Here is a 12,847-nt window from a genome sequence, read left to right on the forward strand (position 1 = left end):
GACGGGTTCGAGCACGCTGGGGCGCTTCGATGACAGGATTGCCGAATCCGCTCCGCTTGGAGCCCTGGACACCGTCGATGAGCACTGGGAGTCAGATGAAGACATCGGAACCGGCGGTCACCGCGCGACGTATCACCATCTCGGTCGTGCTCGGCGTCGCCGCTGCCGTCCTCATCGCGTTCTGGTTGATGCATGTCGCGGTGAGCCATCTGTTCGTCACGGAGGGAAGTGCGCCACCCGCATCGTTCGGCCCGGCGATCCCAGAGGGCGCGACGCTTCTCACCAGTGAGAAGAACTGCGCGTCCGGAGGGTGCTGGACGGAACTCAACATCGATCCACCCGAGGGCCAGTCGGCACGACAGCTCGCGGAGGACATGGGGATCGAGTCCGAACGGTGCACGCTCTCGCCGACCCTCAACCTGCTTTCGGTGTGCGTTGCGTCCGAATTGGGGCCCGCGTCGGACTGGACGAATTCACGCCTGCTCGTCTCCCTCCGATACTGGTCGCCCATCGGGTCCGCTCTGTAGCAGGCAGCCGAATGCCCCACGACGACCCCGTCCGTGTGGCGCACGCGTGGCGCGGCACCGCCCCGTGGATCGGTAGTATCTGAATCCGACGCAGCGCCTCGGGCGCGAGTTCACTGCTGACGTTGGTCGATGGGGAGACGAGAGATGGCGGCCGCTGAGCGCGAACTCAAGGAACTGATCCTCGAGGTCAAGACCACTGGTCCTGACTTCGACCCGAGCTTCGTGCGCCGCGAGAACCTCATCGGCAACGTGCGCTCCGGGCCCGCCAGGCTGGTCACCGTCACGGCGCCCGCAGGCTACGGGAAGACCTCGTTCCTCGCCGAATGGCTCCAGCTCGAGGACCGAGCCACCGGTTGGCTCACGTTGAGCGACGGCGACGACGATCCCGCCGCGCTCATCCGGCTCCTGACCTATGCCTGCTCGTCCTTCACCCCGGTCGCGGCATCGCTCGAGGAGCAGGTCTCGACGGCCGATCGTGGCGTGCTGGGCCGGATCGCACCGGTGCTCGCGCGCGCCCTCTCCCGATGCGATCAGCCGTTCGTGCTGTTCCTCGACGACACCCACGCACTCACCTCCCTCGACGCGATCGACGCGCTCAACGTCGTGCTGACGGGCGTACCGGCGGGGTCGCAGGTCGTGCTGGCGAGCCGCCACCGCCCCGCCGCATTCGCGCGCGGACGTGTGGCGTCGTCCGCGGCTCACGTCACCGCCGAGGACCTCCGGATCGACCTCTCGGGAGCAGCCAGGATCGCCGAGGTCGCCGGTGCAGAGGTCTCCCCCGAGACGCTCACGAGCTGGGTCGAGCAGAGCGGCGGGTGGGCGGCGGGCCTGCACATGTGCGCGCTCCTGTCGCGGAGCCGGCCGCTGGACTCGATCGGCGGCCAGGATCTGCTCGCCGACTACCTCTACCGCGAATGCATGCGGGAACTGCCCGACGACATCCGCCGGTTCCTCGTCTCCGTCTCGATCCTGCGACCGCTCGTTCCCGCGATGTGCGACGCGGTGCTCGAGCGCTCCGACTCCGCGAGCATTCTCCGAGATCTCGAAGCGCGTCAGCTGTTCATCACTGCGGATCCCCAGCGTCGCTCCTATCGGTTGCATCCGCTGTTCGCCGAGTACCTGCAGGCTGAGCTCCATCTCGACGCCGGGCCGACCGTTCGCGGCCTGCACATGAGGGCGGCTGCCTGGTGCCACGAGCAGGGCCTGCTTCCGGAAGCGATCAACCACGCGATCGCGGGAGGCGACTTCGCGACGGCGTCCTCGCTCGTGGCGCTCGCAGCCCTGAACACCTACACCGCAGGCGAAACCACGACCCTCGGCCGGTGGATCAGCCAGATCGGCGATGCCAACCTCCTCGCGAACCCCTTCGCCGTGGTGGTCGTCACGTGGTACTCGCTGCTCTCCGGCACCGACGCCGCCGCCCAGAAGTGGGCGTCGCTGCTCGGCAGCATGCCCGACGATGCCCCGCGGGTCGATGGCATCGATCTCGTGTCGGCGAAAGCCATGGTCCGGGCCATCACGATGAAGCACGGAATGCGCGCGGCCCTCGAGGACGCGGAGTTCGCAGTCCGGGCCGAACCCGTCGAGAGCCCGTGGCGCGATCCCGCGCTCCAGATCCTGGGGAGCACCCTGCTCCACACCGGGCACGAGGGCCGTGCCCGCGAGGTGCTGATGGAGGCCATCCACACGGCCGAGGCCCATGGCAACCCCGCGACGATCGTGATGTGCGAGGTCGAACTCGCTCAGCTCGCCATCGACGGCGGCGACTGGGCGGCGGCCGACGCGCACGTGCAGCGGGCGCTCGACGCGATCCAGACGGGCAACATCGACGGGTACATCATGTGCGCATACGCGCATGCCGCTGCGGCCTACACCGCACTGCACGCTGGTCGCCGGAGCGCCGGTGAGAAGTTCCTCTCGCTGGCGATGTCCGAGCGCGGCCGTTGCATGGGCGCGGTCCCCCTGATCAGCATCCCCACGAGGCTCTTCCTGATTCACGCGAACCTGCAGGTGGGCGACATCGAGGCCGCGCGGATGCTGTCGCGTGAGATCGATGAGATCCTGCCGCCGCGTGATGGCCGCGAGGCCCTGGATGCGCGCGTGGCGGCGGCCGCGCGCGCCGTCGACGAGCGGGAGCGTCTCGGCCGACATGCTCCGTCGACCGCACTCACGGTCGCCGAGCAGCGCGTCCTCCCCTATCTCCAGACCTACCTCACCCAGGCGGAGATCGCGAAGCGCCTCTATGTCTCGAGGAACACCGTCAGCAGCCACGTGTCCGCGATCTTCCGCAAGCTCGATGCATCGAGCAGGGCTGAGGCGGTGGAGACCGCATCCACGCTCGGGCTGCTCGGCGGCCTGCAGACCGCCTCGTTCGAAGAGCATTCGTCGATCCGGAGTGTCTCGAGCTCCGTCAGGCGATGAGAGGAGTCGAACCGATGACGAAGTACCTGATCTCATTCCCCAGCGCCGCAATGGTGCTCGAGGAGGGCGAGCTGCAAGCCGTCGGGGATGCCGCGCACGCGGTCGTGCAGGAGGCGAAGGACGCCGGAGTCTGGGTCTTCGGGGGCGGCATCGACGAGAGTCTGCCGCCGGTGATGGTCGCGGCCGACGGAACGGTGACCGAGGGCACCTATCCGCAGACGACGCAGCTCGAGGGCGGGTACTCGGTGCTCGAGCTCCCCTCCTACGAGTCGGCGCTGGAATGGGCTGCGAAGATCGCGACGGCATGCCGATGCGCCCAGGAGGTGCGTGCGTTCCAGTACGACCCGTCGAGCTAGCACCCGACGGGGACGACGGGCGGCCGACCGCCACTCACCACGTCTTGCGCATCTGCTGCGTCACCACGTCGTAGCCGGCCGAGGCGTACAGCGAGATCGCCGCCGTGTTGCGCCCGAACACGTTCAACTCCAGGGCCTCCGCGCCGGCGGCTCTCGTTGCGTGTTCGACGGCTTCGAGGAGGGCTCGCCCGAGTCCGGTCCCCCGGCGGGTTTCCAGGATCTCGATGTCGTAGAGGAATGCGACGCCCGGCGCGCCTCGCGGGTGGTCGAGGCCGACCCAGGCGCGACCGACGGGTTCGTCATGGTCGTCGATGCCGCGAAGGATGAGCATGCGCGCGGTCTCGAGACCGTCGGGAAGCAGCCGGGCATTCTCCTCGATGGCCCGCTGCACCGCACCTTCGCGGGGCCAGCGGCCCGCCTCGACCTGCTCCTCGGCGTACTCCCCCGCGATCGCGAGCTGCCATTCGTCGAACTCGGTCCGGGTCATCGGACGCACCGTCACTGTCGTCATCCAGCCATGCTGGCACGGCGCGGCGACGATGCGCGGGGTGGACCGTCAGTGTCGTGCGCCGCTCCCCCGAGCGGCGCACTCCCCCGTTTCCCCGGTTCCCCCGGCTCAGTTCGTCGCTTCTCGCTCCTCGTAGCGCTCGAGACGCCGACCCGTCGCCGGCATTCCGAGCTCGTTGAGCGGTCCGTTCATGGATCGCTCTGGCAGCCGTTCGTCGGTCGGGCAGGTCATGACGATGTTGCCGTTCGCATCATCGAACGTATGTTCGAAAATCGCGTGTCCGCAGACAGGGCAGGGTCGCTCCTGCAGTTCCCGCGGATCGGCCTGGTCGGTGCCCTCGGTGATGGGCGGTGCGCCGAAGATCGGCTCGAGTGCGTTGTCGACTCGATCGAAGAACCTCGTGAAAGCGTTGCCGTCGTCTGGGCGGCTCGCTGCGTCGCGTGCCATAACCGAGATCGTACGCCCCGAGGCATCCTCATCACCAGAGGCGCGCCACAGGCTCGCGGCCCTGCTTAGGCTGGGAAGATGACGGATGCCTCGCTCCCCCGCCCGGTCACGATCATCACCGGCGCCAGCCGCGGCATCGGCGCAGCGATCGCCGAACGCCTCGCCGCCGACGGGCACGACCTCGTGATCACCTACCGCGACCGTGCCGCCGACGCCGACGCCGTCGCCCGCCGCTGCACCGATTCCGGTGCGCGGGTGCTCGTGCTGCAGGTCGACCTCGCCGACCTCGACGCCGCCGCGACCGTGGTGCCGTCGGCCGTCGACGCGTTCGGCCGCGTCACCGGGCTCGTCAACAACGCCGGCATCACCGGCCGGATCGGCCCGTTCCTCGACGTGCCGCTCGAAGAAGCCGAAGCGGTGTTCCGCATCAACGTGCTCGCCCCGCTCATCATCACCCGGGCTGCGATCGAGCACATGGCGACCGACCGTGGCGGCGTCGGAGGCTCGATCGTCAACATCTCCTCTGGCGCGGCGAAGTCCGGTGCCCCGAACACGTACATCCCCTATGCGATGAGCAAGGCGGCGCTCAACGCGCTCACGACGGGCGCCTCGAAGGAGTTCGGACCGGTCGGCGTGCGTGTCAACACCGTCTCTCCCGGCACGACCCGCACCGAGATCCACGCCGCAGCCGGCCGGCCCGACGCGCCCGACGAGCGCGCGCCCGGAATCCCGATGCGACGCCCCGGCGAACCGCACGAGATCGCCGGCGCGGTCGCCTACCTGCTCTCCGACGACGCGAGCTACACCTCCGGCGCCGATATCCGCGTGGCGGGCGGCAACTGAGGGTCGATCGAACCCGCAGAACCCCGGTTCAGGCTTCGCCGAACCCGGTCGCCGTCAGTTCTGCGAGCGCGTCGACGGCGGCCGACGCACCCGGATCGTCGCTCGCGATCTCGAGGCTCGCGCCTTTCGTCAGCCCGAGCGACATGATGCCGAGCAGGCTCTTCGCGTCGGCCCCGTTGACCGTGATCCGCTGCGGGTAGCGGGCTGCGAGCTTCACGAGTTCGGCGGCCGGCCGGGCGTGCAGGCCGTCGGCGTTCACGAGGGTCACGGTCCGCGAGTACCCGGATGCCCCGTGGCCACGCGTCGGCCGGTCGTCGGATCCGGCCTCGGCGCGGCCCGGGGCCCTCGGTCCGCCACCCGCCGCGGACTCCGCAGCATTCAGGACCACCTCGAGCGGGTCGCCGGACTCCGCGGCCACGGCCGCAGCGACGCCCCCCTCGATGAGCGGCGCGTCGGCGATCCTCGTGCGCTCCCGCAGCTCGTCGTCGACGAAGTCGAGCACGGTCTCCGCCGTGAGGATCGCCGACCCGAGGTCGCAGAGCACGACGACGCCCGAGCCGGAGTCGGCTTCGGCGATCGCCGCGTTCACGAGATCGAAGCTGGTGCCGATGCGGCCGTCATCGGTACCGCCGGCCGGGATCAGCGCGACCGTCGGGGCCATCTGCCGGGCGAGCGCGACGAGGCCCGAAGCGATCTCGGCCGAATGCGAGACGAAGACGAGGCCCACCGTTCCGGGCATCGTCATGCCCCGGTCGCCGCTCGGGCGGCATCGGCGGCGGCGCGGAGCAGCAGCGCACTCGACTCCGCCCCAGGATCGCGATGCCCGGCGGAGCGCTCGCCGAGGTAGCTCGCCCGTCCCTTGCGTGCGATGAGCGGCTCCGTCGCTTCGGCCCCAGCCTCCGCGGCCGATGCCGCGGCATCGAGCACCGCCGCCGCGTCTGCGCCGGCTTCCGCGGCGGCGGCGGCCGCATCGGCCGCAGGCGTCCACGCGTCGACCATCGTCTTGTCGCCGGCCTCGGCCTTTCCCCGTAGCACGATGCCGTCGCGGCCCGCCGTCAGCAGGGCGGCGATCGCGCGGCCGTCGAGCGACGCCTCACCGGCGACCGCCGAGGCCGCCTTCAGGTAGGCCGTGCCGTACAACGGCCCCGCCGCCCCGCCGACCGTCGAGATCAGGGTGGTCGCGACGAGCTTCAGCACGTCGCTCGGGACGGATCCGGCCGCGAGGTCGTCGAGCTTCGCCGAGACGGCCTCGAACCCGCGGTCCATGTTCTCGCCGTGATCGCCGTCGCCGATCTCGCGATCGAGCGTGATCAGGTCCACCCGGTGCTCGCTGATGCACTCAGCGCTCCGCCGGGTCCAATCGACCGCCCACGTGATGTCGAGCCCCACTGGTCCTCCTTCGCCAGTCACCGGCCCCAGCGGAGTGCAGCCGTCTGCACCGGGGCATCCCAGAGCTCGATCATCTCGTCGTCGAGCTTCAGCAGCGTGATCGACATCCCCTGCATCTCGAGCGACGTGATGTAACTGCCGACCAGCGAGCGGGCGACATGGATGCCACGTTCCGTGAGCACCTCGGCGGCTCGGCGATACGCGATGTAGAGCTCGATCTGCGGGGTTCCCCCCATGCCGTTCACGAACAGGAGGGCCCGTTCGCCGGCCTCGTACGGGAGGTCGTCGAGGATCGGTTCGAGGAGGCGGTCGACCAGTCGGTCGGCGGGCTCGAGGCCCACTCGCTCTCGTCCCGGTTCGCCGTGGATGCCGATGCCGATCTCGATCTCGTCCTCCGCGAGCGTGAAGCTCGGCTCGCCCGCGTGCGGCACGACGCACGGCGTGAGCGCGAGCCCCATCGACCTGGCGGCGGCGTTCACCCGCTCGGCGACCGAGGCGACCTCTTCGAGCGAGTCGCCCCGCTCGGCGGCAGCGCCGGCGATCTTCTCGACGAGCACGGTGCCCGCGACGCCGCGACGGCCCGCCGTGTACAGGGAATCGCGCACCGCGACGTCGTCGTTCGTCACGACCGCCCGCACCTCGATGCCCTCGGCGGCAGCGAGATCGGCGGCGGTCTCGAAGTTGAGCACGTCGCCCGTGTAGTTCTTCACGATATGCAGGACGCCGGCGCCGCCGTCGACCGCCTTCGTCGCCTCGAGGATCGGATCGGGGGTCGGCGAGGTGAACACCGCACCCGGCACCGCGGCGTCGAGCATGCCGAAGCCGACGAAGCCCGCGTGCAACGGCTCGTGGCCGCTGCCGCCCCCGCTGACGAGCCCGACCTTGCCCGCGATCGGCGCATCCGCCCGCACGACGCGGATCGGATCGACATCGACGCGCACCAGATCGGCGTGCGCGAGCGCGAACCCGGCGACCGATTCGTCGACGACGCGCTTCGGGTCATTGATGATCTTCTTCATCCGGCACCCCTTCCGTGACCGTGCGGGGCCTGTCGCGGCGCGGCCGCCCCCTGCGCGGCGCTCCCTCGCAAACCTACGCCCCGTGAGGCCTCGACCGTAAGGCCGATACGTCGCGAACTCGGACGCAATCGTTCCCCCCGAAGGGGTCACGGGGCTATCGTGACACCAGAGCGGCCGCGATGAAGCGCCGCATCGAAGGGGGCTGCACATGAATCTCGGCATCATCTTCCTGTCGGAACTCGTCGGCACCGCAATGCTGGTGCTCCTCGGTTGCGGCGTCGTCGCGAACGTCGCGCTCATCCGCAACAAGGGCCACAACGGCGGGTTCCTCATGGTGAACATCGGCTGGGGCCTCGCGGTCTTCGCCGGCGTCATCGTCTCGTACGCCTCGGGTGCCAACCTCAATCCCGCGGTCACGCTCGGCCTCGCCGTCAACCGCCTCGCGAAGGGTGAGCCCGACTTCGTTCCAGGCATCCCGATCGACGCGGCATCCATCGCGACCTACATCGGCGCGCAGATGGTCGGCGCCTTCATCGGCGCCGTGTTCTGCTGGCTCGCATACAAGCAGCACTTCGACGCCGAGCCCGAGGCCGCGAACAAGCTCGGGGTCTTCTCCACCGGCCCCGCGATCCGTTCCTACGGGTGGAACCTCATCACCGAGATCATCGGCACGTTCGTGCTGGTGTTCGTCATCCTCGGGTTCAGCTACGGGCGCACGCCGGCCGAACTCGGCGCCATCCCCGTCGCGTTCCTCGTGATCGCGATCGGCGCGTCGCTCGGTGGACCGACCGGCTACGCGATCAACCCGGCCCGCGACCTCGGTCCGCGCATCGCGCACGCGGTGCTGCCGATCAAGGGCAAGGGCAGCTCCGACTGGTCGTACTCGTGGGTGCCGGTCGTCGGCCCCGTCATCGGCGGCCTCATCGCCGGGTGGGCGGCACTCGTCCTGCTGCCGGTGCTCTCGTGACGGCTCGCCGGGCAACTCCATCCGCACCGACCCCAACCGAATCATGTGCGCACGACGTCGCTCGGCGTGCACGAATGAGAGGAACTCATGGCTGACTACGTCCTCGCGATCGACCAGGGCACGACGAGCTCGCGGGCGATCATCTTCGACAAGGCCGGATCGATCGTCGCCACGGGGCAGCTCGAGCACGAGCAGATCTTCCCGAAGGCCGGCTGGGTCGAGCACGACCCGGCCGAGATCTGGCGCAACACGCGCGAGGTGATCGGTCAGGCGCTCGGCAAGGCCGACCTGACCCGGCACGACATCGCCGCGGTCGGCATCACCAATCAGCGCGAGACCGCTGTGGTGTGGGATCGCCACACCGGCGAACCCGTCTACAACGCGATCGTCTGGCAGGACACCCGGACGCAGCCCATCGTCGACCGGCTCGCCGCCGACGGCGGCGTCGAGCGCTTCAAGCACAAGGTCGGCCTGCCGCTCGCGACCTACTTCTCGGGCACGAAGGTCGTCTGGATCCTCGAGAACGTCCCGGGCGCCCGGGAGCGCGCGGAAGCCGGCGACCTGCTGTTCGGAACGACCGACTGCTGGGTGCTCTGGAACCTCACCGGCGGCCACGAGGGCGGCGTGCACGCGACGGATGTCACGAACGCGAGCCGCACGATGTTCATGGACCTCGAGACGCTGCAGTGGGACGACGAGATCCTCGCCGCCTTCGACGTACCGCGCTCGATGCTGCCCGAGATCAAGAGCTCGTCCGAGGTCTATGGAACGGTCGAGCCGTCGAGCCTGCTTCGGGAGGTGCCGGTCGCCGGCATTCTCGGCGACCAGCAGGCCGCGACCTTCGGCCAGGCCGCCTTCGACCCGGGAGAGTCGAAGAACACCTACGGCACGGGCAACTTCCTGATCTTCAACACCGGAACCGAGATCGTCCACTCGAAGAACGGACTGCTCACCACCCTCGGGTACCAACTCGGATCGGACGCCCCGCACTACGCCCTCGAGGGTTCCATCGCGGTGACCGGTTCGCTGATCCAGTGGCTGCGCGACAACCTCGGCCTCATCTCGTCGGCCGCCGAGGTCGAAGAACTCGCGAAGTCGGTCGAGGACAACGGCGGCGCCTACTTCGTGCCCGCGTTCTCGGGCCTGTTCGCCCCGTACTGGCGACCCGACGCGCGCGGTGCACTCGTCGGCCTCACCAGGTTCGTCAACAAGGGCCACATCGCTCGTGCGGCGCTCGAGGCCACGGCATTCCAGACGCGCGAGGTCCTCGACGCCGTCAACGCCGACTCGGGCGTCGAGTTGACCGAGCTCAAGGTCGACGGCGGCATGATCGCGAACAACACGCTCATGCAGTTCCAGGCCGACATCCTGGGCGTGCCCGTGGTGCGTCCGGTCGTCGCCGAGACGACCGCCCTCGGCGCGGCCTACGCGGCCGGTCTCGCGGTCGGCTTCTGGTCGAGCCTCGACGAGCTCCGCGCCAATTGGCAGGAGGACTCGCGTTGGGAGCCGACCATGGGGGCCGAAGAGCGCGATCGCCGCCTGCGGCTCTGGAAGAAGGCGGTGACGAAGACCTTCGACTGGGTCGACGACGACGTCGAGTGACCGACGACGATCGCGGGCCCCGTGGATGCCACGGGGCCCGCGTCGTGCGTCGAGCCGGGGGTCACCGCCTGGTCGCGGCGATCCATTCCTCGAGCTTCGCCGCCGCGGCACCGCCGTCGATCGCCTCTTCGGCGACCGCCATCTTGTCGCGGAAGCGATCGAGGATCGGCCGCTGGAACTGATTCGGATCTTTCGCGAGGTCGAACGAGACGAGGCCCGCGGCGGCGTTCAGCACCACGATGTCGCGGATCGGCCCGCGCGCGCCCGCGAGCACCTCGTGCACGAGCGCGGCGTTGTGCGCGGCGTCGCCGCCCATGAGCTGGTCGATCGTCGCCCGGGCGATGCCGAGGTCGCGGGGGTCGAGGTCGTGCTCCTTCACGGTGCCGCCCGAGACCTCCCAGACGTGCGAGTGGCCGGTCGTCGTCAATTCGTCGAGTCCGTCGTCACCCCGGAACACGAGCGCCGTGGCGCCGCGCGTCTGGAAGACGCCGACGATGAGTGGCACCCGATCGAGGTGGGCGACGCCGACGGCCGAGGCCTCGGGCCGGGCGGGGTTGCACAGCGGGCCGAGGAAGTTGAACACCGTCGCGATTCCGAGCTGCGCCCGCACCGCGCCGGCGTGCCGGAAGCCGGGATGGAAGGCGGCCGCGTAGGCGAACGTGATGCCGGCGTCCTCGAGGACGGAGGCGACCCGCTCGGGGGCGAGCGCGAGATCGAGGCCGAGCGCCGCGAGCACGTCGGACGAACCGGACGCGCTGCTCGCGGCGCGATTGCCGTGCTTGATGACGGGAACACCCGCCGCAGCCGCAACGATCGACGCCATCGTGGACACGTTCACCGTGCCGAACCGGTCGCCGCCGGTGCCCACGATGTCGAGCGCCATCGGATCGGCGGGCAATGGGACCGCGTGATCGAGGACGGCATCGCGGAAGCCGACGATCTCGTCGACCGTCTCGCCCTTGATGCGCAGCGCGACGAGGAACGCGGCGAGCTGCGCCTCGGTGGCCTCCCCCGTCATGACCTGCTCCATGCACCAGGCGGCGTCGGAAACGCTCAGGTCTTCACCCTGCAGGAGGGAGTTCAGGATCTCTGGCCAATTCTGGTGCGAAGGCATGCTGCCGATCCTATCCGCCCGATTCACGGCGGATTCTCGGGCGTTGCTCAGTGCGACTTAGGGTTCCCTAACCTCCGCCGCTACGACACGGCCCCGGATGATGACGAAAACTCCGGCGCGATTTCGGCCATAATGGGGAGCGTGACGAGCACCTCAATCACTTATCAGGCGAGCGCGCCCGTGATCAATCGACCGAACACCGTCGCGGTGGGCACGATCGTCTGGCTGGGCAGCGAGGTCATGTTCTTCGCGGGACTCTTCGCGATCTACTTCACGCTGCGGTCGACCTCACCCGACCTCTGGGCGTTCGAGGCCGATCGGCTGAACTTCCCGTTCTCGCTGACGAACACGATCATCCTCGTGCTCTCGTCGTTCACCTGCCAGTTCGGCGTGTTCGCGGCCGAGCGCCTCCAGCCGTACCGCACGGGTCCGTGGTGGAACCCGGCCAAGTGGGGCATGGTCGAGTGGTTCTTCCTCACCTACGCCATGGGTGCGATCTTCGTCTCGGGTCAGATCTGGGAGTACGCGACGCTGGTCTCCGAGGGCATCTCGATCGACTCGAACTCGTACGGCTCGGCCTTCTACCTGACGACCGGCTTCCACGGCCTGCACGTCACCGGCGGCCTCCTCGCGTTCCTGCTCGTCATCGGCCGGGTGTTCGCCGTCAAGAACTTCGGTCACCGTGAGGCCACCAGCGCGATCGTCGTCTCGTACTACTGGCACTTCGTCGACGTGGTCTGGATCGGCCTGTTCCTCGTGATCTACGTCCTGAAGTAGGCCCGCCCGATGCGTCAGTCCAGCAAGCCCGTGAACAGGAAGAACCACATGACCCGCCAGAAGCGACGCGCCGGCCGCCGGCATCCGCTCGCCACCGTCGCGCTCCTCGCCCTGGGCCTCGTCTTCACCGGCGGTGCGTACGCGGCGCTCAGCGCCGGCACCGTCGCCCAGGCAGAGGACGACCCGACCTCGCAGCAGACGATCGACGAGGGCGAGAAGCTCTTCCAGGCGAACTGCGCGACGTGTCACGGCATCGACGCCCAGGGCACCGACACGGGTCCGAGCCTGATCGGCGTCGGCGCCGCCGCCGTCGACTTCCAGGTGGGCACCGGCCGCATGCCGATGCAGATGCAGGGACCGCAGGCGCCGCAGAAGCCCCCGCAGTTCAACGACGAGCAGGTCAAGCAGCTCGCCTACTACGTCGCCTCGCTCGGCCCCGGCCCCGAGATCCCCGCCGACCACCTCGTCAACGGCGGCGGCGACGCGGCGAACGGCGCAGAGCTCTTCCGCATCAACTGCGCGATGTGCCACAACGTGGCCGGCGCCGGCGGTGCTCTCACGGAGGGCAAGTTCGCTCCCCCGCTCACCGAGGTCACGGGCGTCCACATCTACGAGGCGATGGTCACCGGCCCGCAGAACATGCCGGTCTTCAACGACCTCAACATCTCGCCCGAGGACAAGCGCGACATCATCACGTACCTCAAGTACGTCCAGGACAACCGTTCGCCCGGCGGATTCGAGCTCGGCTCGCTCGGCCCGGTCTCGGAGGGCCTGTTCATCTGGATCTTCGGTCTCGGCACCATCGTCGCGATCACCGTGTGGATCACGGCGAAGTCCAACTAGCGGCAGCCCGGCACGAAGAAGACCCAGAAGGAGA

General features: G+C 69.2%; 14 protein-coding genes. 8 read left to right on the top strand and 6 right to left on the bottom strand.

The window, feature by feature from the left end; all coding sequences use genetic code 11:
* The first annotated feature begins 95 nt into the window (after positions 1-95).
* From PX701_RS06380 to PX701_RS06390, 3 genes are all read left to right on the top strand, one after another.
* Complete coding sequence (locus PX701_RS06380; RefSeq protein ID WP_231431050.1) at positions 96-527, top strand: hypothetical protein; 432 nt, start codon at positions 96-98, stop codon at positions 525-527.
* A gap of 144 nt (positions 528-671) precedes the next feature.
* Entirely contained in the window at positions 672-2,948 is a 2,277-nt protein-coding gene (locus PX701_RS06385) for a helix-turn-helix transcriptional regulator (RefSeq protein WP_275505820.1), read from the top strand.
* 14 nt (positions 2,949-2,962) lie between these two features.
* On the top strand, positions 2,963-3,304 hold the full coding sequence (locus tag PX701_RS06390) for a YciI family protein (RefSeq protein ID WP_231431052.1): 342 nt from the start codon (positions 2,963-2,965) through the stop codon (positions 3,302-3,304).
* A gap of 34 nt (positions 3,305-3,338) precedes the next feature.
* Here the strand turns inward: PX701_RS06390 and PX701_RS06395 are convergent, their stop codons facing one another.
* Together PX701_RS06395 and PX701_RS06400 are read right to left on the bottom strand one after the other, a co-directional pair.
* Positions 3,339-3,815 (bottom strand): GNAT family N-acetyltransferase, encoded by a 477-nt coding sequence (locus PX701_RS06395; RefSeq protein ID WP_231431053.1) that lies wholly within the window; start codon positions 3,813-3,815, stop codon positions 3,339-3,341.
* A 105-nt stretch (positions 3,816-3,920) separates the two neighbouring features.
* Positions 3,921-4,259, bottom strand: coding sequence for a hypothetical protein (locus PX701_RS06400; RefSeq protein WP_275505821.1), 339 nt, complete (start codon positions 4,257-4,259; stop codon positions 3,921-3,923).
* A 78-nt stretch (positions 4,260-4,337) separates the two neighbouring features.
* Here PX701_RS06400 and PX701_RS06405 point away from each other — a divergent pair, with 78 nt between their 5' ends.
* On the top strand, positions 4,338-5,102 hold the full coding sequence (locus PX701_RS06405; protein WP_231431055.1) for an SDR family NAD(P)-dependent oxidoreductase: 765 nt from the start codon (positions 4,338-4,340) through the stop codon (positions 5,100-5,102).
* A 28-nt stretch (positions 5,103-5,130) separates the two neighbouring features.
* Here the strand turns inward: PX701_RS06405 and dhaM are convergent, their stop codons facing one another.
* The 3 genes from dhaM to dhaK are packed head-to-tail and all read right to left on the bottom strand — an operon-like array spanning position 5,131 to position 7,510.
* On the bottom strand, positions 5,131-5,847 hold the full coding sequence (gene dhaM / locus PX701_RS06410) for a dihydroxyacetone kinase phosphoryl donor subunit DhaM (protein ID WP_275505822.1): 717 nt from the start codon (positions 5,845-5,847) through the stop codon (positions 5,131-5,133).
* Positions 5,844-6,491 (bottom strand): dihydroxyacetone kinase subunit DhaL, encoded by a 648-nt coding sequence (dhaL, locus tag PX701_RS06415; protein WP_275505823.1) that lies wholly within the window; start codon positions 6,489-6,491, stop codon positions 5,844-5,846. The genes dhaM and dhaL overlap by 4 nt, the downstream gene beginning before the upstream one ends.
* A gap of 17 nt (positions 6,492-6,508) precedes the next feature.
* Positions 6,509-7,510: a dihydroxyacetone kinase subunit DhaK gene (dhaK, locus tag PX701_RS06420; RefSeq protein ID WP_231431057.1), complete on the bottom strand. Its 1,002-nt coding sequence runs from the start codon at positions 7,508-7,510 to the stop codon at positions 6,509-6,511.
* A 208-nt stretch (positions 7,511-7,718) separates the two neighbouring features.
* Here dhaK and PX701_RS06425 point away from each other — a divergent pair, with 208 nt between their 5' ends.
* Positions 7,719-8,477, top strand: a complete 759-nt coding sequence (locus PX701_RS06425) for an MIP/aquaporin family protein (protein ID WP_231431058.1) — start codon at positions 7,719-7,721, stop codon at positions 8,475-8,477.
* An 87-nt stretch (positions 8,478-8,564) separates the two neighbouring features.
* The gene (glpK, locus tag PX701_RS06430) at positions 8,565-10,079 is read left to right on the top strand and encodes a glycerol kinase GlpK (RefSeq protein ID WP_275505824.1); all 1,515 of its coding nucleotides are present in this window, start codon (positions 8,565-8,567) and stop codon (positions 10,077-10,079) included.
* 61 nt (positions 10,080-10,140) lie between these two features.
* Here the strand turns inward: glpK and trpD are convergent, their stop codons facing one another.
* The gene (gene trpD / locus PX701_RS06435; RefSeq protein ID WP_275505825.1) at positions 10,141-11,193 is read right to left on the bottom strand and encodes an anthranilate phosphoribosyltransferase; all 1,053 of its coding nucleotides are present in this window, start codon (positions 11,191-11,193) and stop codon (positions 10,141-10,143) included.
* A gap of 132 nt (positions 11,194-11,325) precedes the next feature.
* On the opposite strand from trpD, the gene ctaE reads away from it, so the two are divergent.
* On the top strand, positions 11,326-11,970 hold the full coding sequence (gene ctaE, locus PX701_RS06440) for an aa3-type cytochrome oxidase subunit III (RefSeq protein ID WP_231431061.1): 645 nt from the start codon (positions 11,326-11,328) through the stop codon (positions 11,968-11,970).
* 48 nt (positions 11,971-12,018) lie between these two features.
* Positions 12,019-12,813, top strand: coding sequence for a cytochrome bc1 complex diheme cytochrome c subunit (gene qcrC / locus PX701_RS06445; protein ID WP_231431062.1), 795 nt, complete (start codon positions 12,019-12,021; stop codon positions 12,811-12,813).
* Positions 12,814-12,847: the final 34 nt, after the last annotated feature.

The sequence above is a fragment of the Agromyces chromiiresistens genome, from assembly GCF_029167465.1.
Lineage (GTDB): Bacteria > Actinomycetota > Actinomycetes > Actinomycetales > Microbacteriaceae > Agromyces > Agromyces chromiiresistens.

Coding starts and splice junctions, on each gene's coding strand:
- PX701_RS06380 (WP_231431050.1), top strand. CDS start 96: ATGAAGACATCGGAACCGGCGGTCACCGCGCGACGTATCACCATCTCG.
- dhaM (WP_275505822.1), bottom strand. CDS start 5,847: ATGACGATGCCCGGAACGGTGGGCCTCGTCTTCGTCTCGCATTCGGCC.
- dhaK (WP_231431057.1), bottom strand. CDS start 7,510: ATGAAGAAGATCATCAATGACCCGAAGCGCGTCGTCGACGAATCGGTC.
- PX701_RS06390 (WP_231431052.1), top strand. CDS start 2,963: ATGACGAAGTACCTGATCTCATTCCCCAGCGCCGCAATGGTGCTCGAG.
- PX701_RS06400 (WP_275505821.1), bottom strand. CDS start 4,259: ATGGCACGCGACGCAGCGAGCCGCCCAGACGACGGCAACGCTTTCACG.
- glpK (WP_275505824.1), top strand. CDS start 8,565: ATGGCTGACTACGTCCTCGCGATCGACCAGGGCACGACGAGCTCGCGG.
- ctaE (WP_231431061.1), top strand. CDS start 11,326: ATGGGGAGCGTGACGAGCACCTCAATCACTTATCAGGCGAGCGCGCCC.
- PX701_RS06405 (WP_231431055.1), top strand. CDS start 4,338: ATGACGGATGCCTCGCTCCCCCGCCCGGTCACGATCATCACCGGCGCC.
- PX701_RS06425 (WP_231431058.1), top strand. CDS start 7,719: ATGAATCTCGGCATCATCTTCCTGTCGGAACTCGTCGGCACCGCAATG.
- trpD (WP_275505825.1), bottom strand. CDS start 11,193: ATGCCTTCGCACCAGAATTGGCCAGAGATCCTGAACTCCCTCCTGCAG.
- PX701_RS06385 (WP_275505820.1), top strand. CDS start 672: ATGGCGGCCGCTGAGCGCGAACTCAAGGAACTGATCCTCGAGGTCAAG.
- PX701_RS06395 (WP_231431053.1), bottom strand. CDS start 3,815: ATGACGACAGTGACGGTGCGTCCGATGACCCGGACCGAGTTCGACGAA.
- qcrC (WP_231431062.1), top strand. CDS start 12,019: ATGACCCGCCAGAAGCGACGCGCCGGCCGCCGGCATCCGCTCGCCACC.